Source organism: Sporosarcina sp. FSL K6-1540, from assembly GCF_038620285.1.
GTDB lineage: Bacteria > Bacillota > Bacilli > Bacillales_A > Planococcaceae > Sporosarcina > Sporosarcina psychrophila.
In genome coordinates, this window is record NZ_CP152018.1 from 2,764,094 (window position 1) to 2,786,986 (window position 22,893).

Sequence of the window (22,893 nt, forward strand, 5' to 3'; positions counted from 1 at the left end):
CCCGGTTACTCTAGTTATGGAGGTGTGATACATGAAAAAAATTCTATCAATCATGTTAATTGCTGCAATTGTAACAAGTGTTCTAGTAGGGTGTGTGAACGACAAAAAGATACCAATCAAAGAGGTTAATTCAGGAAAAGATAATGTGGATTTTAACTTTAGTGTGGATCCAGAGACCCTTGCGTTTGAGGTGGAGTCCAATGGAATTACTGAAAGAGCATCGGAACCACTGGAGAAAATGAAAGTTTCAAATTTAAAAGACAGTGGAGATACTATAACTTGGACCTATTTAGAAAAGGCAATTGATGTTGAAATAGAAAAAAAAGATAAGTATGTAGATGTAACCATAAAATCCAACAAAGATGAAGACAACATGTTTGCATGGCCAAAAGTGAAAGGTGATGGATATATGCTCCCATTAAATCAAGGGAAGCATATTCCAAGCAATGATCCAGTCTGGAAAGATTATTTAAGTGAAGAAAAAATGAAGGTGATTGAGGCTTTCTCTATGCAGTTTTTTGCAGTTGATAAAAGTGCGTATTCGCTAGTCTATATAATTAAAAATCCTTATAATAGTGAAGTTGTTTTTAATACAGAAAATGATATTGAGTTTACTTTTAATCATGAGTTTCCAGCGATTAATAAAGTGAAGGAATATGGTTTTAGAATATATGTAACGGAAAAAAATCCAGCAGATGTTGCAAAGACCTATAAAAAGTATTTGGTTGAACAGGGTGACTTCAAAAGCTTGGCGGATAAGGCTAAAGAAAATAGTGAAATTGAAAAGCTTTACGGTGCACCCCATGCTTATTTTTGGGACAGAACTGTTATTTCAGAGGAAAATATAAAATGGGCAAAACTAAGAGACAGTTTCCCCGAAAAACTGAGATTATGGATTCAGGAGTTATTAACTACTAAAGTTGAAGATGGATCAGATCTTTCATCGGCCTTTGATGATTTAAATAACTTAGATTATGTAGACAAATACACTAAAAATAGAATAGTAAAAGGCTTAAGTGCCGTAATGCAACTAAAAGAATTCTATAATCCGGAAATATTTACTGAATCAGATAAAGAAACTCAGGGGCTATTAAACAGGAAAATAGAAAATTTAAATCCTGTTGAATTAATTGACCTAAATAAGAGATTATTAAAAAGCGTACTTGGAAATGTAGTTGACCCAATAGAGAAGTGGGCAGATGCAAATACTGTAGATGTGATAAAGGATATGAAGGATTCAGAGTTAGAAAATATGTGGATTGGACTTGATGACTGGCAGGAAGGATTTATTAAACCAGAGTTAGTAAAAGAAGCAGAAGACCTTGGCTATTTAATTGGCACCTATGATTCGTATCATTCAATCCATGAACCCGGTAAAGAGAAGTGGGAAACTGCTAAGTTTAGGGATACTTCACTTTACGAGAATGCAACTGTAACCAATAAAGATGGAAACAAGATTGAAGGATTCCAAGGTGAAGGTAGAAAGTTGAATCCGACGCTTGCAATGCCTAGTGTAGAAGAAAGAATAACTTCGATTCTAGATACTGGTCTAGCATTTAACTCATGGTTTCTAGACACCGATGGCACTGGGGAGATCTATGATGACTATTCGCCAGAACATATTACTACTGAAAAGGATGATATCCAGGCTAGAATTAAGAGAATGGAGTATCTGCAACAAGAATGGGATATGGTAGTTGGAACTGAAGGCGGAAATGATTTTGCAAACAAAACGATTGCCTTTGCACATGGAATAGAAACGCCAGCATTTTCTTGGATGGATGAGGATATGAAAACAAATAAAGAAAGTGAGTACTATGTAGGGAGATACTATTCGAGTAACGGCGGAGTTCCCGAACTGTTTTCTAAACAAATACCTGTAAAGGATAAATACAAGAAGTTATTTTTGGATTCAAACTACACGATCCCATTGTATAAGTTGGTTTACAACGATTCAGTAATCACGACTTATTGGTGGGGATGGGGAACCTTAAAATTGGAAGATGAAATATCAAATAGGATGTTGTATGAGATACTTTATAATGTACCTCCTTTATATCATATAGATAAAAACGAGTGGAAAAAACATAAAGAAACAATCGTAAGACATTCTAAGGTATGGTCAAATTTTAGCAAAAAAGCAATAACAGAAGAAATGACGGATTTTATAATCATATCAGATGATAGATTAGTTCAAATGACTGAATATGGTGAAACATTAAGTGTAGTAGCCAATTTTTCAGAAGATGAATTTAATTATCTAGGCGAGACAATACCAGAAAAGTCATTATTAATTATTGATGGAAAGAGTAAAAGTATCTATACGCCGAAAAATTAGATGTTGCATTTAGCACATTTTAATTGCTTATTTTTAATGAGACTTAAAAATAAATCAGATGACTTTTGACATGGAGATATTTGTGATGAATATCCGTTATTTACTGATCGATACGCCTGAAACGAACACCACCTTCGACTTGGGAAGCAGCCGTTCGGAGAGGAAGCGAAAGAACGTACTCATGAGCTATTCAACAGCGGATAGCGAGAACTATCCAAACGGCGTAAAGAAAAAGCATCCCGCCTATTCGGAAAAGGGGTGGCTTTACGTGTGAACGTTGATGTTATTGAGGATTCCCATTGAACCCCGAATTGTGTTAGAATCCGTTACTCAAAATGAAAGAGATGAGAATGACAGCAATAATGCTGTCATTCTCATCTCTTTCTAATTAAAAGGTGGTTGACCAAACTACCCTTTTTTTTTATTGAACATTCTCGATTCCATGAAAGTAAAGACGATAATTCTTTTGAACTTCTTCTTGGTTTTTCACTTTCAACTTACCTTCATATAGGGATTCCCCTGTTATTAAATCGCCTATAAAAATGGTATGCCCGTTAGTTGTTGCATGAATAATATAGAATTTTCCATTCATTACCTTAATGTAAGGTGCCTCCTCATCATCCTTATTATCTACTAAATCAAATGATAGTTTTTTGCCCCATTTGTCGCTTTCAATGTCATACAAATTGACTTCTATACCATTAGATATCAGTGAAGGAATAAAGAGTGTAGAATTAGAGATAGCGGATGAACCACCTATAGATCCAAGTGTTTCATCAGAAGCAACAACTTTTTTCGATTGATTAGTTTCTATATCGTAAACGATGAATTCATTCGCGACTAATTTCGGTTCACCGTCTCTATAGATTTTTTCATCTTCAAAAGCCTCAATTTTAACTAGAAGGTATTTTTGTCGCTGAATAGAATAATTATCATTTATGATTCTTAAATCAGAATAACCATTCTCTACCGTCGGAGTAGAAGCAATCGTGTCATCACTTAAAAGCTTTTGCTCTTTCATATCAAATGTATAGACTCGTAATTCATCTCTAACACTACCACCTATACGAGAAGCACGTGTAATGACCTTTAATTCACTATCTATTACTTGAACTTCCTCAACTTGCATCCAACCGTAATTTTCTTTTTCGGATACATCCAACTGGATTGACGTAATTTCGTCCGTTTTTTTAGTTAACACTTCAATATCAAAGCTAAAATCATTCATATGGGCATATGCTACAAAATTTTCGTCTTCAAAAAAAAGATGCGGACTTAAATCCTTACTTCGCATAAAACTCCTATGCTTTTCTACCAATTCTTCAAGATCAATCGGAATACCTGTTCTTGATATTTTTTGTGAAAAAGATAAATTAGTTGGATTGAATGTTTCTTCACTTGTAATTTGTAAAGGTTGAAACTGGTAGGGAAGATCTCCTAAATAATCACCGTATAACACTATATTTTTCAACTCATCCTCATTGCCATTTACTTTTTCAAATTCAATTTTTAAATGCTCATTTGTAGCTAAACTGGATTGTATATAAAAAGTTCCAATCACAATTAACGTAGCCAAACAAATCAAAATGATTTTCCAATAGCGTTTCACTTATGTAACCTCCCATCAAACTCTTATTTTATTCTTTAGTAGAAAATTACCTATCCAAATGGCGCAAGCTAAAACGAGAAGACCTGCTACTAGTTCCAGGAAAAATAGTTCTATTGGATAAAAATAATTTCTTAAGATGAACCCATTAACGAATAGAGGTGCAAAGAAGATTAAAAGGGAACCAACACAATAGAGAACGCCATAAATAATCCCTTTAATACGGAACGAACGTTCAAACAAAATCGCCGTAAAAACAATACACACCGCTAGCATTCCGCCAGCATAATCAAGAACAAACTCTATAAAAAAGCTTGGCAATAATACGTTTAAATTGTGGAGGTTGGTAATTTCATAAATCGAAAGATCGGTACGAAACTCACTTGGTACCACCCACTGTAAAACTTGACTTTCAACTGGCAATAATACTAGTTGTAATGCAACAAGACCTAAAACGAAGAGTAAAATCGTTGTAGCCTTTGCAAAATAAATAGTAATGCGTGCTGTTGGCAACATGAGTAAACGATAACTAAATGTATTTTTTCCAAGCCAATCACGATACCAAATAAAAAAGACATAGATTATTAATACTACAACACAAAGCATAATGGGGAGCAGAAACCAAGCTGCCTGAGTAAAATTATAGAAAGAGATATTCCCATATTGTTCGATAAACTGGTCCTTCGTCATTAAATCCTTATACATTAATTCATTTGCCCGATTTAAATAGGCCCGTGATTGAACAATCACCCCAATGATTTGCGAAAGAATCGTAATGCCAAGTAAAACGAGGTAAAGCTTTAAAAATCTATTCACTTCGAAATTGACTAACTTCAAATAACGATTCATGCTTGATACACCTCTCTCATTACATCGATTACCGATTTCCCCTCTTTTTCTCTTACTTCTTCTGTATCGAATTCTTTTAAAACTACGCCGTCATCTAGTAAAACAACTTTATCAATTAAATGTTCGATATCATTAATTTCATGTGTTGTGATAATAACGCCACGATTTTCAATTAAATGACTCGTAAATACATTGGCAATTTGCTCACGGCTAAATATATCAATTCCTGAAAATGGTTCGTCCATTAAGACATAATCGACATCCATTGCCAAACCAAGTATAAGGTTCACTTTTGCGGAATTGCCTTTTGAGAGTTCAGAAATACGATCCGTTTCGTTTAGTTTGAAAAACTGGAGCAGTTCAGTGGCACGTTCCTGATTCCAACAGTTGTAAAAATCAGTCATAAATACAAAGGCGTCCCGTATTCGCATTTGCGGTAACATCGTTATTGTATCTGGTATAAAGGTGATTTTTTCATAACTCCCTTTATGAATTTTTTCACCATCAATGAGGATTTCACCTCCATTAATAGGAGTTAAAGCCATAATTGCTTTCATAATTGTTGTTTTCCCAACACCATTAATGCCAATTAGACAAGTGATTTTCCCTTTTTCAGCAGTAAAAGAAACGCCATTTAATACTTTTTTCCTGCCGAACTTTTTTGTTATATTTTTTATTTCAATCACAAAGATCCCCCCATTTAATTATTTTCCCTTTCATACGTATTCTTCACTAAATCCAAAGCCTCGTGTACAGGAACATTGATGGATCGAACCGAATGAACAAACGTATCTACAGCCTCTAAAATCAATTCTTCTCTTACTATTTTGAGCATCTGCGCATCCCTCGTAATGCGACTTGGCAAATTCCCCTCCGTAAAAATCAACCCTTGTTCCTCCATTTCTTTATACGCTCGCTGCGCCGTATTTGGATTGATTTTCAGCTGATTAGCGAGTTCCCTTCTCGATGGAATCTCCTGACCCGGTTCAAAGTAACCTGTTGCAATTTGTTCTTTAAATTGCCGAATCACTTGCACATAAACAGGATCACGATTATTAAACTTTATATCCATAAACCCAACTCCTAAAAAAACATAATGGTTTTACGCCTAACCTGTACTAAGGGGGTGATACAGTGTTGGCAAAAATAATGGACGAAACACTAGTTACGATGACTGTATTAAGTGTCTAATACTTTTGCGATAAAAGAATGCGTCTAGAAAAGCAATATTATGTATTAAAGCATTTATACAGTAATCGCAAAGAAATGCCACGTAATACATTCACCTGTCCTACAAACAATGTGTATTAATTGGTTGATACACATTACAATTTGTATTATATCCTTAATACACTTTTACTGTCAACCAATAATATCCATTTCTTCTTGTTCGAGGGTTCTTATTGAGTCCTAAATTGCGTTAGACGTTGGTTGTTATCTGAATTTCGAGAAACGTGCAACACTTAATCTTTTTGCGAAACTCCTTGACATGCCCGCTAAACGTGATAAGATTCAAATCAATTACTTTTGTACAAAAGATAATCATTAAAATTGAATATATTTGAGAGATGGTCCAGTAATCATATTGTGAGCAGCAGCAAGAGACTGAATGGTAGGTGTGAATTCAGGCAGCAATATGTATGAAGTACGCCATCCGATTTTCTCAACAACTAATGAAGTGGATGGCCAGTCCAGAACTGGTTCATCAATTAGGGTGGTAACGCGGAGAGCTTCTTCGTCCCTTTCCAAGGGATTGAAGGGGCTTTTTTGTATCCAAAAATAATACACAGTTTTAAACCATCGAGGAGGATTTCATCATGTTTCGAATAAAGGAAGTTATTTCACCCACATTTCTAGAGGCGATAACACTTATAGCAGCAATTGTAACGATAATTAGTGTTAGTATTGTTCAGTTTGGTGCAGTTCCACATTTGCCAATTTTGTTTTCAATATTACTATTAATTTGCTATGGTCTGCTCAAAAAGGTTTCGTACCGCAAACTTGAAGGTGGCCTGGTCGAAGGAGCAGGAGCGGGTATGAGTGCAGTATTCCTGTTTTTCTTCATCGGTATTTTAGTTAGTAGTTGGATCATGAGTGGGACGATACCGACGCTAATCTATACCGGGTTTAATCTAATTACACCGTCATTTTTCTTTGCAATTGTTTTTGTTGTTACTGCAATTGTTGGTGTTTCAATCGGTAGTTCGTTGACGACGGTAGCAACAGTAGGGGTAGCATTTATTGGGATGGCGACTATGCTCGATTTGTCACTGCCTATAGCGGCGGGTGCAATTGTTTCCGGAGCATTTTTTGGAGATAAGATGTCACCCCTGTCGGATACGACAAACCTGGCCTCATCCATTGTTGACGTCAATTTGTTTGAACATATTCGAAATATGGGTTGGACGACAATCCCGGCATTTATTTTATCGCTGATTATCTTCGCTTTATTATCACCAAGTGTCACATTAAGCGATGTTGATAAAATTGCCTATTTCCAAGATGGCTTGTTGGAAACAGGGATGATTCACTGGTATACGGTGATTCCTCTTGTTGTTCTCTTTGTTCTGACGATAATGAAAGTCCCGGCGTTAATGACATTGGCGTTAAGTTCCATCAGTGCGATTATCATTTCCTATTTCCATCAGAGTTTCAGTGCTCCAGAAGTGTTTAAGATTTTATTCGAAGGCTTTGTTTCAACGACAGGAATCAAAGACATTGACGAATTACTTACTCGTGGTGGCATGCAAAGTATGATGTTTACAATTGGTTTGGTGTTGTTGGCACTTAGTATGGGGGGATTGTTATTTACACTAGGAATTGTCCAATGTCTACTCGGGAAAATTGAAAGTCTTTTGAAGAAAGTTTCCTCTGTCATTGCAGCGTCTGCGTTAACGGCGATTGGGATTAATGTGTTGATTGGTGAACAGTATTTGTCGATATTATTGACAGGGCAAGCTTTCCAATCACAATATGAAAAAGTAGGGTTAGCGAATAAGAACTTGAGTAGAGTGATGGAAGATGCGGGCACGGTTGTCAATCCGTTAGTACCGTGGAGCGTTTGCGGTATTTTCATTACAGGTGTGTTGGGTGTCGCAACAGTAGACTATTTGCCATTCGCATTCTTTTGCCTGTTGTCTCCGATATTAACAGTTCTGTTTGGGTTTACTGGGAAAACATTGACGTATCTGACTGATGAAAAGGTAAAAGTGTAAAAAGCGAAGGAGCACACCTGTTAGGGAGTGCTCCTTCGCTTTTGGAAATTAATAAAACATTCAAAAGCCTATTATTTGTAGATTATGGAACCATTTGTACATGAACAACGTATAAGTAGTAGGGTTGTTCCATATTGTGGCGAATATAGGAGGTTATGTTGTATTTTAGGGCATATGAATTATGAGGCTTTATAAAAAAATGCATGGAGTTTATAAAGAGATTTTCATAAGACGATGAAGGTATTTCAGAGGCTGATAAAGCATATTTAGATAGAATATCAATACGAAACCGCTTCGGACTAGTCGCTATGTTAATGGCGGGGTTTCATTTACACTTGGGCCTGTTTACGGTTTTCTGCCTGTCATATCACTCGCTTTTTGCATGTTGACTTATAAGACTTTTGAATAAGGGGGGCAGTTATATTCATGAAAATGGGTCGATTAGTACTCTTTATAACTTTCCTTCTATTGGTAGTATCAGGCTGTCAAGAAGCTTATAAAGGAAATCCCACGCCGAAAGATTTTCTTGGAAGTAGTGATGCGGATATTTTTGTTTTAGATAGTATCGTCTACTCGAAGGCTCGAGATCTAGAATGGCTAAAAGAATTATCCTATGAATTGGGTGAGCAAGTGGGAGAAATAACAAAAAAGACGGACAAAGCATGGAACTTTAAAAGTGGTACATCTAATAAATTACCTGTTGGAACAAAGATATATATAACGGATACGCCCGCATATATTGTAATAGTAGACGGTAAGGAAATACCCTATATAGGCATGTATGAAGGGTAGTTTTGGGGATTCTGTTGTAGTTAATGGACATTGGGGGGAAGTCAGAAATGAAAAGAGTAAATGTTGTCTATGCACTTATTTATAAAGAAGATGAGCAAAAAGTACTGATGGTCAATAACAAAGGTAGCGGCTGGTCTCTTCCCGGCGGTGACGTTGAAGATGGGGAAACGTTAGAGCTGGCAATTATTCGTGAAGCCCAAGAAGAAACAGGTTTGACAATTGAAGTTGACCGTATCGTGGCGGTGAATGAAGCATTTTTTAATGCAAAAGGGCATCACGCTTTATTTCTAACATTTAAAGCAACGATCGTATCCGGGGAATGCTCGATTCAAGACGAAGAAGAAATTTTAGAAATAAAGTGGGTAGATTTGCCGACAGCGAATGGCTTTATGCCTTATCATCCTGGCGGAGTAGAAAGAATGCTTAAATCATCTTCGGCTTATACAATTCAAGTGTAATGGGAGGGATGCTAGAAGATAGAATAGAATATGGGATTAGTCGATGGTGAAATGGAGTGGCAAGAGTTATGGAGAAAAGGTATATTCAAGAATTATTAAGCGTATTAGTTTATAGAGAATACGAAATTTGAACTTTTTCATTGGAGTAAGGAAAAGGAACTGATGAATATGGGGAGGAGTAACGACATGTCATTTGTCTCTTCAATTATTCAGGGCAATTTCTAAGTATTCTATAGGCTTTATAAACATTCTAGTTGATTAAAAAAATGGATTTTTACCGTTATCATAATTAATTCATATACTAAAAATAAATAACAAGGGGATGTAATGTATGGGACTGTTATTATATTTAATTATTGGGGGAATCATCGGTTGGTTTGCAGGGTTAGTCGCAGGTAAAGATATGCCGGGTGGACTCGTAGGAAATGTGATTGCTGGTATCATTGGTGCATGGATTGGAAGTAGGTTGCTAGGGAATTGGGGTCCGAAATTAGCTGATTTTTACATTGTACCTGCCATTGTCGGAGCACTTATCATAGTGATTGTTGTTAGTTTCGTTATGAAATCCATGCGTAGGAGATATTAATCTCTTCATGATTGAAAGTTATTTGATGGCAAGGAAATAAGAAAACGCTGACTAGTTAAGCTCAGCGTTTTTTAATCGTAGCTTAGAAAATCATAAGATCACGTACTGTGGATAAGCTGCGACATAGAGATTTTACGTCCAGACTCCAGCGCCTAGAGGCTCGGGTCATAAGTCGGTCCGGCTGTGCGGCAAAGAACGCCGCTTCGCCAGCCCGTCTTATGCCTGTCGCCCCTGAACAGGCACTTGCGCTTTTGTTCTTTAGAAAAGTAGGTATCGAATGTATTTGTTAATTATATAGTCGACACTTAACAATTAGAGTGTTCTTCCAACACCGCTTTGTCGCTTGGTGATGGCCTCACGCAATAAGCCCGTCAGAAAGGGATGAACTGCATCCCTCCTTGGTCTATATTGCTCCGGTGCCTGCAGGATGCGGCGATATTGGGCTGTCTATCATTAGTGTCGCTCCTTCGCTAGATTTGTTCGTTATACGGGTGAGGTATACCGCCTAGTTAATTCTAATAAGTAGTGCCAAATATATTAGTCCAGCGAAAACTTCTCTCTATAATTCGTCGCATCCTTCAATGCTTTTTCTTCTGCGGGAATCCGCACGGATAACATCCAAACATTCAGCAATGTGAAAATGATTGCTGTTAAATAAGCACCAAACATGAGGGGAAGCACCAAGAGCTCAGTCGTCACAATTACATAATTCGGATGGCGCACCCACTTATACGGGCCTTTCTGTACAACGTCTGCACCTGGTAAGATGATGATTTTTGTATTCCAGAACTTCCCGAGCGAAGTAAGGCACCAGATCCGTGCTACTTGCGCCGTTAGAAAAATGACGAGAAGTATAATCCATATTGATGACAGTGACTTGTCGAGCAGAATGACTTCTGCAAGAAGGGAAATGAAAAAGGCTATATGCATGGCAACCATAATGGGGTAGTGGGCGGCACCCGCTTCGAAAGCCCCTTGGCTGCGCATCCATTGCTCATTGCGTTTCGCAACAACAAGTTCAACAAGCCGCTGTAAGATAACGATTGAAATGACAATGGCAAATAGCATCTGCAAAACACCTCATTCCCATTTCAATAACAGCAGTTCACCACAAAATCCAGGGCCGAGTGCAGCCATTAGTCCATACTCACCGGCAGCAGGTTCACTTTCCATGAACTTCTCTAACACGTAAAGGATAGTAGGGGACGACATATTCCCATTGTGACGCAATACATCACGCGAAATATTCGTTTTGTTTTGATCAAATCCTAGGGCTGTTTCATATGCTTCAAGTATTTTTTTTCCACCAGGATGTGCGACGAAGTGTGAGATATCGTCTTTTGTTAGCCCGTGATCACCGAGGAATTCATGGACGAAAGGTCCGAGCCAATTTGTTATGATAGCTGGAATGCTTTTTGAGAAAACAACATACAGTCCAGTGTTTTTCACATCCCAGCCCATAACATTTTCAGAATCGGGCATCAGTTTTGACGTGGTTGCAATAACCTTGGGCATCGCTTTTTTGACCTTCACCGAAGATTTATCCCCAGAAACCAATGCGCAAGCAATCCCATCAGAAAATAGTGAGACACCTACTAGATTACTTTTTGAATAATCGTCTTTCTGAAACGTCAAACTGCATAATTCACCAGAGAGTACAAGGACATTTGCTTCCGGAAAGGCAAGGCAATACTCATACGCCCTGCTGATTCCAGCGGCCCCTCCAGCACAACCAAGCCCCCAAATAGGAACACGTTTTGTATCATCCCGAAAAGGAAGCCGATTCATAATAAGTGCTTCAATGCTTGGTGTTGAAATCCCACTGCTTGAGATGAAGTAAATGGCGTCAATCATTGATGGTTCAATCGGTTCATCAAGCATGCCATCCCCTTTGAGACATGACAGCACAGCTTGTACACCGAAATCGACAGTATGTTGAATGTATAAATTATTGCGCTCTTCAAAGTCATGCTCTTTTCCATACCATTCAATGGGCATACAGACATTTCGCGTTTCGATGTCGCCATTTTGAAAGACTTTTAAAAGCCTTTCAATATCATTATATTTCTTACTAAAAAGTGATCGGGTTAACTCAACTGCTTGTTGCTGTTTCACTTCATGAGGCGGTTTAAAAGTACTGACAGAAAGAATTTTTGGCATAGGCTACCTCCAGCTTCATTAATAGTACTCATTGCCTTAATATGACTTTATCAAACATTGATACTGAGCATGCCCACCATGTAAATAGGGAACTTCATGTAAAATGGAGGGAATGATAATAGGGGGGCTTTTATGTCCATAAAATTAAGCATTTTAGACCAATCGCCGATTTCCGAAGGCAGTAACGCCGTGGAATCGCTAAAACACACAGCACAACTTGCAAAAAAAGCTGAGGAATGGGGTTATACAAGGTTCTGGGTTTCTGAACACCATGACGCAACGACGCTTGCTGGGTCATCACCTGAAATACTCATTTCCCATCTTGCATCTGTTACGTCTTCAATCCGTTTAGGGTCAGGTGGTGTAATGTTGCCTCATTACTCGGCTTATAAAGTAGCTGAGAACTTCAAACTTCTTGAAGCACTTTTTCCAGGACGGATTGATGCTGGGGTTGGCCGCGCACCGGGTGGAATGCCGCGTGCGACATATGCACTGCATGACGGGAACTACCGAGATGTCAATAAATTCCCTGGACAAGTGGATGACTTGCTCATGTATTTGAATGACACAATGCCAGCAGAGCACATATATCAAGGCTTGAAAGCAACGCCCATCATTGAAGAAGCACCACCAGTTTGGATGTTGGGATCAAGCCAAAGTTCCGCACTTCTCGCAGCAGAAAAAGGGTTACCGTATATGTTTGCACAGTTCATCAACGGAGAAGGAGGCCCTTCTTACGCGAATCACTATCGCAAAAGATTCCAACCTTCTGCATATTTGCAAAGGCCAAAGCAGGCAGTTGCTGTCTTCTTCGCCTGTGCAGAAACGGAAGAAGAAGCGGAGCGAATTGTCTCTTCACTTGATTTGTCCATGGTCATGCTTGAACAGGGAATGCCCTCAGTTGGAACTCCTTCACCCGACAAAGCGCTTACTTATCCATATAGTCATTATGAACAGCAACGGGTTATCGAAAATCGCAAACGGATGATTGTCGGTACGCCAAAAAAGGTCCGTGCTGAGATTGAAAAAATTGCAGAAGAATATAATGCGGATGAAGTGATGCTTGTCATGATTGCTTACGATTTCCAAGATAAGCTGAAATCCTATGAATTGATTGCTAAGGAAATGTTAGTCTGAACGATTGTCTACCCTTCAACGTACGCATAACTTGTACAAAAGATGACAGAACGATGAAAAAAGCTTGTCGATAGGCTGCTGGATTTCATTCAGGGAGAGCAATGTATTTCAATTTAAGATACCAGCATAGACGAGCACTGCCTTTTGGCGGTGCTCTTATTTTGTTTTTTTGAAATCTAAGGAACTGTATAAAATAGCCCGTTAGATCTGACAAGAATAGTGAAACTGATTTGATAAAAGTAAGGAAAGAAATTTAAAAGTAAACAAAAAGAAAGAGCATGTTTTGAAAGGAATTATTCGAAACATACTCTTTCTATCTTCAATTGAAACATCGATTAGTACGGAATTTAAGATACTTATTGGTTTATTAATTGATTATATATTTGATAACAGCCATTTCTTTACCGAACCTATCACCATTATCAATAAATCCCAAACTAGAGTACAAATTATGAGCTCCCAAGTTATTTGGATGATAACCTACTACAATTTTTATTGCATTTAGCGATATAGCCATTTCTGATATCATTAGTTTAGTAGCGGCTTTACCTATACCTTTGCCTTGGATTTGCTTATCCACCATTATTCTATATACCCAATAACCATCAAGTTCCTCTTGAACAGAATTGTACATCAAAAAACCAACTACTCTTTCTTCAGCATAAATAGCATATGGCTTTAACGTAAGTTCAAACTTTGATTGAGCTATTGATATTGCATTTGGCTCAATATATTCTTGTTGTTCTTTTGATACCTCTAATTCACAACAGTCATACCAGTTTTCTGCATTTAGTTCTACAATTTTCACATTCTCTGTACTCATAATTTTCCCCTTTCAAAATTCGGGGAAACACTAAACCAATTTGTTAATTAGTCGCTATCCCCTTGTAGTCGTCAGTAATAAAAGTGATTTTGTTTGTCATAATGAACGCCTCCTCTTACTATTTCTCCCTACTAATTATCAGATAATTAGTGAGCATTTTGATTATATCATATTAATTGTCGTAAATATCCAAATTTCACTATTATAATGTTGAATAAATGAATACCTATATAAACTGAGCGAAGGCTACCCCTAGGGCCGTAGTGGGTTTGAAAGGAAATCTTTATTTCAACTTATATAGGACCTATAGTGGAGTTACATGACTGGTATTTTAAAACATTCAAAAAATCCTGTTTAAATAATACAGAACTTCTGATCAACCTCTATAATAAGTAATCAGACCTTATCGGGAATTCTCAAATTACACCAATGGACCTTTTATCTGTAAGTGATGCTATTCTCCCAAAATATTGAGTGCAGTCAGCAAAGAAATTTAATTGAAATGGAACTTTTAGTAGAGCTAAATACTCTAATTGCTAAAGCAGTATGTGGGAAGGGGGCCAGACGTTTGTGGTCACATCGATTTTGGATTCTAAACGACTCAAAAAGATTAAAAAGCAAGATATGAATGCAGTGGTAGATTGGTTTGATGAAAGAAAATCCAAGTTTTATAAAATCGGTTGGTCCTATCTTAAAAATCACCACGATGTTGAAGATGTTTTTCACAATACCATTATTAAAGTGCATGACAAAATTGGACAATTAAAGGAAGATAGATATTTTGAAACTTGGGTGACCTCAATATTTATCAATGAATGTAGAGCAATTTACCGAAAAAGGAAACAAACAGAGATGAATAGTCTGCAAGAACCGTTGGATAATAACCCACTTGAAACAACGGTAGTAGTATTGGAAGAGTTAGATAAACTGGATGAAATACATAAGGAAATTATTATATTAAAGTACCTTCAAGGTTACTCCCAGAAGGAAATTGCACTTATTCTAAAACTGCCAGTAGGGACTGTGAAATCGCGATTGTATAGGGGTCTTATGATACTTAGAAAAACAATCGAAGGCGGTGAAGACCATGGATTGTAATGATGTTCAAGAGTATTTCATTGATTATTTGGAAGAAAACCTTGGAGAGTTGACAAGGAAAAAGATTGAACAGCATTTAACTGAATGTGAAAACTGCAAAAAGGACATGAAAGAATTACAGATGATTGCTGTTATCCTTGATTCTGAAAGTGATTTAATTCAGGTCCCGGACGATTTTATGCGTAATGTCAGAAATACAGTTTCTAACACTCAGGAAAGCAGGCAAAAGAAATCTAAACATCGAGCAACGATGGGAATAGTGGCAACACTTTTCTTAACGTTATTCGTAGGGACAGCTGTTGCAACGAATAGTTTTACAAGTGTAATGGATTGGTGGAAAGATTTAAGTAACAATCAAAATGAGCAGATGCAGGACTATGTTCAAAATGGTTTAGGTGAATATCTTAACTTAGAAGCAGAAAGCAATGGAGTGAAGGTAACAATAACAAGTGTAGTTGCTGACGACATACAGACGCTCATCTATTATGAAATTGAGGATCAACGGAAGGACAATAATTATATGATCAATTACAACGAAGGCCTGCAAATCACTAATCAAGATGAAATTTGGGTGAGTAAAGATGAACCTTCATACTCGCCTGTCAGTAGTTCTCTAAGTATCTATTCAGAAAGTAACCATGTGTATAGAGGCAGACTAGGTGCTGCACCGATGTCTACTGATGAGGGAACAATTCATTTGGAGCTTAGCAAGCTTGAGAAATTGAGTAATACTCCTAAAGATACAGAAGGCTCTCAAAGTATATCGATTGGCACCAATGAATTTATTGAAGGAGATTGGCGTTTTGACATTCCGGTTAAGAAACATCCAGCAATTGTACATGAATTTCAAGTTGAAACTGAAATTGATGGAAATCCGGTTATATTTGATAAACTGACGATTGCACCGACAATAACGGTATTGTCTTATCAATACCGCAATGAAAATCCAAATAGAAAGATACAATACCTGACAATTGCTAGTCTCGAAAGTAAAGGAAAGCATGTGTATGGTCAACTAGGATTGGCTGGTTCTGGTGGCGGCGGGAGTGCAGATGGCTGGAATTCAGTGGAAACAACATTTGAGTCGCTCTATTTTGAAAAACCAACAGATGTCCTTATTCACATTGGAAGTGCTTCATATTCAATAGAAGAGCAAGCGCAATTTGCCGTTGATGTTTCAAAAGAGTTGCCACAAACATTTGAGTATGGGGGAAATAAAATTTGCATTAAACAAATTGAAGTTGGAGAGCGGACAAAAATTGAGATGACTGAGGAGCTACATCATAAGAGGGTCTACGAAAGACTCGACTATCGTTTTTATGACAAAGACGGTCAGGGGGCATCAGGTGGCACAAACGTGGATGGATATTATATTGATAAACATGGCGGAAAATATAAAGTAAATGAAAACTTTTACCGTCTAAATGAACTTGAACATCCAAGATTCTTCTCTACTGAGCATCATATCCAGTTGTATAGGGATGACAAAGAGGGGGATTTTGTTCCCGCTGTGCTAGAAATTGAAGGCTATTCAGTAACTTCGTTTTACGATGATATAATTGAGATTTCATTTGAATGATTGTTTTAAGTGGGGGAACCTAAGTTTGAGCTTTCTGTGTTATTTCTTCAAGAAAGTCTTGCTAAATATGTTGAATTAAAGAATCCCATTGAATCTACTGTGGTGCTCAATAAGGAGAGAGTATTAATTCGGGGTGTGGATTGTAGAAAGCTTGGCGCTTTGCTGATGCCTTTGCCGCGCCTGCGCTAGGGTGTTCATTATCGAGAGAAATGTGATTTTGAAATGTATATGCCGAGATTATAAAGTGATTACTAGTTGATACTATTTATATCTAGAAAGACGTACTCCAGCTTGCAGTCTGCATCACAGCTAATGAAATGCTCTTTCTCACATAGACCATCTAGCGAAGGCGCGACTTCGTGGTAGCCGGAGTGATAAGACTGAAAGTGGTCTTCTTTCTGGCTTATCACGGGAGGCATCCACAAAGCGCCGAAGCGGTATTGGTAGGAGTTCTAGTAATAGAACTTTTCGGCGGGCTCCCAAAAGCCCTTGTAAAGCGTATACGCCGTATTCATTAGTTCAACATATATAGAAATGGATAATAATATTATTTAGATAGGTTATGCTATTAATAAAGGGGGGGTTATTTGTGAACTCATTAGCGATATTGGGGATTTTACCACTATTAATATATTTAGGTATTCTAGGATTTGGTATTTATGCAGTTCTTGCTATTATAAAAACGGCGAAACAAAGGAATGAATACCTGAAAGAAATACGTGATGAAATGAGGAAAAAAGTATAGAATGCCGACGATGCTTTAAACTAGAAAATATTCATAATGAAAAGAGCTATTTTATGGGGGAAAAGCATTGGAATTGATTATTGGAGTGGCTCTTGTACTGATTGTGTTTTTTTCTTCAAACACAATTGAGAAAAGTTTAAAGACCATTGAAACGCAAAACAATCGAGTAATAGATCTTTTAGAAGAAATAAGGGACAAAAAATAACGATACTGACAAAAAAGAGCCCAACCGATTATGGTTTGGGCTCTCTTTCTATTTTTCATAAGATGCTTACTGGTTTTTTCTTACTTATCTACAAGTTCCGTACACAACTTTTTTAAACTTTCTTCGAACTTCAAATCACTCTCTTTTGAACGCTTTTTTGGGCCGCGTAGTCGTCCGCCAGCCATTCGAACTTTCTGGGCGGTATGGCGAGCATATAACAGCTGGTCAATATTGTCTTCCGTATAGAGTCGCCCGTTTTGGTCAATTGGATGCCCTTTTTTTGCAAGCACCATCGCGGCCAAACCATAATCTTGTGTAACGACAATATCATCTTTCTGTACACGATTTACAAGTACAAAATCAACTGCATCCGCACCCTTAGAGACGATAATAGTCTCTGCACCATCTCGATGCATTTCGTGGGTCGTATCGCAGATAAGGATGCAGCGAAATCCGAAGGTCCCCGCTATTCGGATCGTTTCTTTCACAACCGGACACGCATCCGCGTCGATTAGAATTGTCGTCATAAAGCAGCCTCCCTTTATCTTTAGTATGCCAGATTTTATGAATAAAGAACTCGTTTTGTATTATTCTTTGGTTGTACCTGAAAAGGTTAGTTCAAAAATCGATGTACCAACAATTTTGGCGACGTTAACAAGACGGGCCTTACTTAACTTTTCAATTGTGTCCTCTGGCGTATGATACCACTCTTCCACTGGATCATAAATGAATAACGCTGCGTCGATTCCTGCATTATGAAAAGGTGTGTGATCGCTTCTGTCTCCGAAGTCGGTCTCGATTGGGTCACCATTTAGTGCTTCGTTCGCTTTACTTGCGGCTTTTGTAACTACATTGTCTGAACCATCTATCGTTTGTATGGCTAAATCTCCAGCGTCGGCACTGCCCACCATATCCAAATTGAACATGGCGGCAGAGCGCTTGATTTCATCTTTCGTCAAAGTACTTACATACTTTTCTGAACCGTGCAATCCTTCTTCTTCAGCACCAAAAAATAGGAATCGAATTTCTTTATTTGTTGGAACCGTTTTGAACATCCTTGCCAGTTCAAGGACAACTGCTGTACCGCTTGCATTGTCACTCGCACCGGGTGCTTTGTCGACGGAATCATAATGGGCACCAATTAGTATAATGTCATCATCCGTTTCGGAAGTGGGATGCTTAGTGGCAATCAAATTTTGTGATGCAGCTTTGTCAATACGGGCTCCTTTAATTTTAACAGCCGCGCTGACGGGGGTACCGTTTTTCAGAAATTCAACAAGCTTCGTCCCTTCATCATAAGTAAGAGCTAGAGCGGGGATGAAGTCTTTAAAATGCTCTCTACCAAGCGTCCAGTTATCAATTTCCAGTTCATCAGGGAAATAGAGAAGAATAGCCTTAGCACCTGCCTCTGAAGCGAATAAAACCAGTTCATAAAAAGCAGTTTTATCAACAGCGACAAGCGCAATTTTTCCTTTTACATCAATTTTTTTGTAATCCTTTTTCAAGCCATATCCTGCATCGATCAATTGACCGTCGACATTACCGTCAACTGAATATTGAAATGGGGCAGGAGAGAGTGGGTCCGGAAAGTCTTCGACAACTAGGCCATGCGACTCTGGTATGACGTACCTTTCGAAATCAAATGGTTGAACTTCGACTTCATATCCTTCCGACTTCAATTGAGCAGTCAAAAAAGCAGCTGCCTGCATTTCCGAACTTGTGCCAGCTACTCGGGGGTTTTTCGTTAATTCATTTAATGAAGAAAAAATATTTTCAACACTTAATTCCTGGATAAATTCAGTTTGTGCTTTATCAAATTCAGGACCTTCCACGCCAGATGAACTAGCTGAACAAGCTGTCATTAGGATAGAAATTAGTAATAGGAATGGGAACAGCATTTTTTTACGGGTCATAAGATTCCTCCATTCTAATTATGGAAATTATACCATGACGATACAGTTACATTAAAATCGTGACAGGGATGGATTCACAAAGCCAGGCAAGCAACGCTACTAGAGGAAGTGAAACGGCGAGTTCTATAAATAGCAGGAGAATGCCCATGTCCTCTATTTTTATGATAATGAAGGGGAAATTACGACAGGTGACGAAAAGGTTTATAGAGTAAAGAAAAATTTGGAGGGATATATATGTTTAAAACAATCGAAGAGTTTCTTATTAACTGGGGCCATGAAAGTGAATCGACACAGAAAATCCTAAACACATTAACTGATAAATCTCTTGATCAAGAAGTGTCAGCCGAAGACCGTACCCTTGGCCGAATCGCATGGCATATCGTTACAACGCTTGGCGAGATGATGTCACGGACAGGCCTTGATTTCGAAGCAAATCCTCACGATGCAGCTGTACCAACATCGGCTGTTGAAATTGCTGGGGCTTACCGTTCAACAAATGAAGCAATGGTTGCGGCAATCAAAGAACAGTGGACTGATGAATCGTTAGCTGAATTAAAAGAGATGTATGGGGAGCAATGGGCGATCGGAACTGTGCTTGGTATATTAACAGCGCACCAAACGCATCACCGCGGTCAAATGACCGTACTCATGAGACAAGCCGGTTTGCCTGTACCGGGCGTCTATGGACCATCCCGCGAAGAGTGGGCAGCATTTGGTGGAGAAGCACCGGTCGTGTAAAGACATGAAAAAGCTGAGGACACCTGGAAATCGGTGTCCTCAGCTTTTTTTATTTGAGATTAACTAGTTAACATGGAAAACGAGCATATAGGGTTGTAGACCGAGCATATCCGTAAGCAAAACGATCATATACCATTACTCCCGAGCATATCAGTAAGCAAAGCGATTACATACCATTGCTCCCGAGCAAATCCGTAAGCAAAACGATCATATGCCATTGCTCCCGAGCATATCCGTAAGCAAAACGATCATATGCCATTACTCCCGAGCAAATCCGTAAGCAAAACGATTATATGCCATTGCTCTCGAGCATATCCGTAAGCAAAACGATCATATGCCATTGCTTCCCGAGCATATCTGTATGCTAATCGATCATATGTCATTACCTCCCGAGCATATCCGTAAGCTAACGATCATATGCCATTGCTCCCGAGCAAATCAGTAAGCAAAACGATCATATGCCGTTGCTCCCGAGCAAATCAGTAAGCAAAACGATCATATACCATTACTCCCGAGCAAATCAGTAAGCAAAACGATCATATGCCATTGCCTCCCGAGCATATCCGTAAGCAAAACGATCATATGCCATTGCATACAGACCATATCAGTTCACCGAGCGAATATAAACCATCACCAACCAATCATATCCATGGTCACCCGACCGTAATCCGTCCATTATCCGACTTCAAACGAATCGTATGTTCACCAGTGCCGATGACCGTCCGTGAATTGCGTTCGCCAAATACATCGACTTTACCATGGCCCGTTTTCGTATGAATGGAGACATTTGTTGGCTTGCTAGTTGATTGAATAACAATGCTTCCGTTATCAGTTTGAAAATCAATATTTCGATCAAGGCTGTCCGTCTGAAGTGTAATACGGCCATTATCAGTACTGCCAACAATGGAACCCGTGACATGTTCGAGCTCGATTCTACCATTATCAGACTCAGCTGCAATGCTGTCCGCATCGACATGACGCATTTCAATTCGCCCGTTATCCGTTTTCGCTCGTAAATGATCGATCTGCACCTTATCGATTTCAATTCGTCCATTATCCGTTTCAGCTGTCAACGAAGTGGCAGCAATCTCTTTTAATTGGATTTTTCCATTGTCGGTATTTACACTGACTTTTTTGCAGAGTATTTTCTCAGCAGAAATCCGTCCATTATCTGTCTTCATCGCAATCGATTGATACAGCTTCATTGGAATAATCACGTTAAGGGTCACCGCTTTCATATTGAAATTGAACATGAGTAACCAGTGGCGTAAACTTTTAAGCCTGATGAACAATGTATCGCCAACGACTTCCGCAGTTAGTTTCAATTTTTCATTAGAACCAATCAATTCAACGGTCGTCATCGAACTGTCAGATGGACTGACAAATAGTGCGCCATGCTGGACGTTGATATCGACATTCAAAAACAGGTTATCTTGGATTGTAATGATTTCATTCGTTGACACGATTTCCGCCTTATTTTCCACAAATGAAGACGACTCAAGTAATTCTTCAGCAATTTTCCTAGGAGAGCCTAGGGAGGTGGCGATGTCGTTTTCTGATTTTCCATCCTCACGGCCATTCGTGAAGTATTCTTGGATATCTTGAATAATTTCATTCCGTTCCTCAGCAGGCAGTTGGTTCAATGCAGTTTCAAGTTCAACTATAAATTGGTTTTCAGTCATTCCTTACACCCTCCTCGATTAATGTATTCACGCCATCCGTGAAACTTTTCCATTCGCTTAACTGTTCATGAAGATATTCTCGGCCAGCATCCGTCAATGTGTAATACTTACGGGGAGGACCTTCCGTTGATTCCTGCAAATAGGTCGTGAAATAACCTTCTTTCGTTAACCGACGTAGCAGGGGATAAACAGATCCTTCGGAAATTGCAATTTGATCGGAAATCTTTTGCACAAGCTCATAGCCATAGCGATCTTGCTTATCAAGAAGAACAAGCACGCATAAATTCAGCACACCTTTTTTGAATTGTACATTCACTTCGCTTACACTCCTTTCACTATAGTTCAATGGACAGTACTATCTCATACAATGTACTTGTTGACAACAATATATCATATAGTATTATTCATTGCAAGGTACTGGTTTTGTCATTTATACAAGTACTTTTCATACCCACACAATTTCCGCATATAATTTTGAGTGTTAGCCAAACTAATGTGTAAATCCGAATTGCCTCAATTGGAAAAATTGCGAGCATTTATGAGGAAGGCAAGTAACGGTGATATTCCTGGCATTTGACAATGATTTCATAGTTGGCAGGAAGAGCCTGCGTGAAAATCTTTCATTGGGGAACTATAAGGGGACAAAATAATTGGAGGTTCTCAAATGAAAAGTAATAGTCAAAAGAAATTTACAGAAGCGGGTACGGACATTATGGAGGTTAAAAGACAAAATGAAGAATCTGGTCTAACGTATAATGAGGTGAAAGAAATACTTGCCAAAACGGGTGGAACTGGAACCGCAATTTATAGTGATACTAATATGGAAGAGGTAAAAAAGAAAAATCTATAAAAAAGATGCCAGGTAACCGAACCGTTTTTAATGGTGTGGATACTTGGCATTTTTTTAGATGAAATAACTTCAACTTAAGGGGAGATTTTCTTGTTTTGATGGTTTACTTACACTGACAA

At 38.4% G+C, this 22,893-nt stretch carries 25 protein-coding genes; 13 read left to right on the forward strand and 12 right to left on the reverse strand.

Going from position 1 to position 22,893, the window contains the following annotated elements:
* Positions 1-31: 31 nt before the first annotated feature.
* Positions 32-2,338, forward strand: coding sequence for a glycoside hydrolase (locus tag MKY15_RS13105; RefSeq protein WP_342537714.1), 2,307 nt, complete (start codon positions 32-34; stop codon positions 2,336-2,338).
* Positions 2,339-2,423: 85 nt separating this feature from the next.
* Positions 2,424-2,612, forward strand: a complete 189-nt coding sequence (locus MKY15_RS13110) for a hypothetical protein (protein ID WP_067206634.1) — start codon at positions 2,424-2,426, stop codon at positions 2,610-2,612.
* A 147-nt stretch (positions 2,613-2,759) separates the two neighbouring features.
* Here the strand turns inward: MKY15_RS13110 and MKY15_RS13115 are convergent, their stop codons facing one another.
* Genes MKY15_RS13115 through MKY15_RS13130 form a run of 4 tightly spaced genes read right to left on the reverse strand, consistent with a single transcriptional unit; the run spans position 2,760 to position 5,865 of the window.
* Complete coding sequence (locus MKY15_RS13115; protein WP_342537715.1) at positions 2,760-3,947, reverse strand: hypothetical protein; 1,188 nt, start codon at positions 3,945-3,947, stop codon at positions 2,760-2,762.
* Positions 3,948-3,962: 15 nt separating this feature from the next.
* Positions 3,963-4,793: a hypothetical protein gene (locus tag MKY15_RS13120; protein ID WP_342537716.1), complete on the reverse strand. Its 831-nt coding sequence runs from the start codon at positions 4,791-4,793 to the stop codon at positions 3,963-3,965.
* A complete protein-coding gene (locus MKY15_RS13125; RefSeq protein ID WP_187046966.1) occupies positions 4,790-5,479 on the reverse strand; it encodes an ABC transporter ATP-binding protein in 690 nt (229 codons plus the stop codon). Before MKY15_RS13125 ends, MKY15_RS13120 begins: the two co-directional genes overlap by 4 nt.
* A 14-nt stretch (positions 5,480-5,493) precedes the next feature.
* Positions 5,494-5,865 carry a GntR family transcriptional regulator gene (locus MKY15_RS13130; protein ID WP_067206645.1) on the reverse strand — a complete coding sequence of 124 codons (372 nt, stop codon included), beginning with the start codon at positions 5,863-5,865 and terminating at the stop codon, positions 5,494-5,496.
* Between the two features lie 745 nt (positions 5,866-6,610).
* On the opposite strand from MKY15_RS13130, the gene nhaC reads away from it, so the two are divergent.
* From nhaC to MKY15_RS13150, 4 genes are all read left to right on the forward strand, one after another.
* Positions 6,611-8,008 carry a Na+/H+ antiporter NhaC gene (gene nhaC / locus MKY15_RS13135; protein ID WP_067206648.1) on the forward strand — a complete coding sequence of 466 codons (1,398 nt, stop codon included), beginning with the start codon at positions 6,611-6,613 and terminating at the stop codon, positions 8,006-8,008.
* Between the two features lie 426 nt (positions 8,009-8,434).
* Complete coding sequence (locus tag MKY15_RS13140; RefSeq protein WP_342537717.1) at positions 8,435-8,800, forward strand: hypothetical protein; 366 nt, start codon at positions 8,435-8,437, stop codon at positions 8,798-8,800.
* 47 nt (positions 8,801-8,847) lie between these two features.
* Entirely contained in the window at positions 8,848-9,258 is a 411-nt protein-coding gene (locus tag MKY15_RS13145; protein WP_067206654.1) for an NUDIX hydrolase, read from the forward strand.
* 331 nt (positions 9,259-9,589) lie between these two features.
* On the forward strand, positions 9,590-9,844 hold the full coding sequence (locus tag MKY15_RS13150) for a GlsB/YeaQ/YmgE family stress response membrane protein (RefSeq protein WP_067206657.1): 255 nt from the start codon (positions 9,590-9,592) through the stop codon (positions 9,842-9,844).
* Between the two features lie 537 nt (positions 9,845-10,381).
* Here MKY15_RS13150 and MKY15_RS13155 read toward each other — a convergent pair.
* Positions 10,382-10,912, reverse strand: coding sequence for an isoprenylcysteine carboxyl methyltransferase family protein (locus MKY15_RS13155; protein ID WP_187046968.1), 531 nt, complete (start codon positions 10,910-10,912; stop codon positions 10,382-10,384).
* A 12-nt stretch (positions 10,913-10,924) separates the two neighbouring features.
* Positions 10,925-12,004 carry a 3-oxoacyl-[acyl-carrier-protein] synthase III C-terminal domain-containing protein gene (locus tag MKY15_RS13160; protein WP_342537718.1) on the reverse strand — a complete coding sequence of 360 codons (1,080 nt, stop codon included), beginning with the start codon at positions 12,002-12,004 and terminating at the stop codon, positions 10,925-10,927.
* Positions 12,005-12,136: 132 nt separating this feature from the next.
* Here MKY15_RS13160 and MKY15_RS13165 point away from each other — a divergent pair, with 132 nt between their 5' ends.
* Positions 12,137-13,141 carry an LLM class flavin-dependent oxidoreductase gene (locus tag MKY15_RS13165; RefSeq protein ID WP_340741629.1) on the forward strand — a complete coding sequence of 335 codons (1,005 nt, stop codon included), beginning with the start codon at positions 12,137-12,139 and terminating at the stop codon, positions 13,139-13,141.
* 367 nt (positions 13,142-13,508) lie between these two features.
* Here the strand turns inward: MKY15_RS13165 and MKY15_RS13170 are convergent, their stop codons facing one another.
* On the reverse strand, positions 13,509-13,964 hold the full coding sequence (locus tag MKY15_RS13170; protein WP_342537719.1) for a GNAT family N-acetyltransferase: 456 nt from the start codon (positions 13,962-13,964) through the stop codon (positions 13,509-13,511).
* A 570-nt stretch (positions 13,965-14,534) separates the two neighbouring features.
* Here MKY15_RS13170 and MKY15_RS13175 point away from each other — a divergent pair.
* The 4 genes from MKY15_RS13175 (at position 14,535) to MKY15_RS13190 (ending at position 17,591) form a co-directional block, all read left to right on the forward strand.
* Positions 14,535-15,062: an RNA polymerase sigma factor gene (locus MKY15_RS13175; protein ID WP_342537720.1), complete on the forward strand. Its 528-nt coding sequence runs from the start codon at positions 14,535-14,537 to the stop codon at positions 15,060-15,062.
* Positions 15,052-16,641 carry a DUF4179 domain-containing protein gene (locus tag MKY15_RS13180; RefSeq protein WP_342537721.1) on the forward strand — a complete coding sequence of 530 codons (1,590 nt, stop codon included), beginning with the start codon at positions 15,052-15,054 and terminating at the stop codon, positions 16,639-16,641. Before MKY15_RS13175 ends, MKY15_RS13180 begins: the two co-directional genes overlap by 11 nt.
* 589 nt (positions 16,642-17,230) lie before the next feature.
* Positions 17,231-17,386: a hypothetical protein gene (locus tag MKY15_RS13185; protein WP_342537722.1), complete on the forward strand. Its 156-nt coding sequence runs from the start codon at positions 17,231-17,233 to the stop codon at positions 17,384-17,386.
* A gap of 67 nt (positions 17,387-17,453) precedes the next feature.
* A complete protein-coding gene (locus MKY15_RS13190) occupies positions 17,454-17,591 on the forward strand; it encodes a hypothetical protein (protein WP_187046973.1) in 138 nt (45 codons plus the stop codon).
* 80 nt (positions 17,592-17,671) lie between these two features.
* Here the strand turns inward: MKY15_RS13190 and MKY15_RS13195 are convergent, their stop codons facing one another.
* Positions 17,672-18,118 (reverse strand): YaiI/YqxD family protein, encoded by a 447-nt coding sequence (locus tag MKY15_RS13195; protein WP_067206672.1) that lies wholly within the window; start codon positions 18,116-18,118, stop codon positions 17,672-17,674.
* Between the two features lie 60 nt (positions 18,119-18,178).
* Positions 18,179-19,504 (reverse strand): M20/M25/M40 family metallo-hydrolase, encoded by a 1,326-nt coding sequence (locus MKY15_RS13200; RefSeq protein WP_342537724.1) that lies wholly within the window; start codon positions 19,502-19,504, stop codon positions 18,179-18,181.
* Positions 19,505-19,738: 234 nt separating this feature from the next.
* Here MKY15_RS13200 and MKY15_RS13205 point away from each other — a divergent pair, with 234 nt between their 5' ends.
* Positions 19,739-20,242 (forward strand): DinB family protein, encoded by a 504-nt coding sequence (locus MKY15_RS13205; protein ID WP_067206678.1) that lies wholly within the window; start codon positions 19,739-19,741, stop codon positions 20,240-20,242.
* A 248-nt stretch (positions 20,243-20,490) separates the two neighbouring features.
* Here the strand turns inward: MKY15_RS13205 and MKY15_RS13210 are convergent, their stop codons facing one another.
* The 3 genes from MKY15_RS13210 to MKY15_RS13220 form a co-directional block, all read right to left on the reverse strand.
* The gene (locus MKY15_RS13210) at positions 20,491-20,625 is read right to left on the reverse strand and encodes a hypothetical protein (protein WP_342537725.1); all 135 of its coding nucleotides are present in this window, start codon (positions 20,623-20,625) and stop codon (positions 20,491-20,493) included.
* A 270-nt stretch (positions 20,626-20,895) separates the two neighbouring features.
* Complete coding sequence (locus tag MKY15_RS13215) at positions 20,896-21,924, reverse strand: DUF4097 family beta strand repeat-containing protein (protein ID WP_342537726.1); 1,029 nt, start codon at positions 21,922-21,924, stop codon at positions 20,896-20,898.
* Complete coding sequence (locus tag MKY15_RS13220) at positions 21,917-22,240, reverse strand: PadR family transcriptional regulator (RefSeq protein WP_340765795.1); 324 nt, start codon at positions 22,238-22,240, stop codon at positions 21,917-21,919. The genes MKY15_RS13215 and MKY15_RS13220 overlap by 8 nt, the downstream gene beginning before the upstream one ends.
* A gap of 348 nt (positions 22,241-22,588) precedes the next feature.
* On the opposite strand from MKY15_RS13220, the gene MKY15_RS13225 reads away from it, so the two are divergent.
* Positions 22,589-22,774, forward strand: a complete 186-nt coding sequence (locus MKY15_RS13225; protein WP_338653252.1) for a gamma-type small acid-soluble spore protein — start codon at positions 22,589-22,591, stop codon at positions 22,772-22,774.
* Positions 22,775-22,893: the final 119 nt, after the last annotated feature.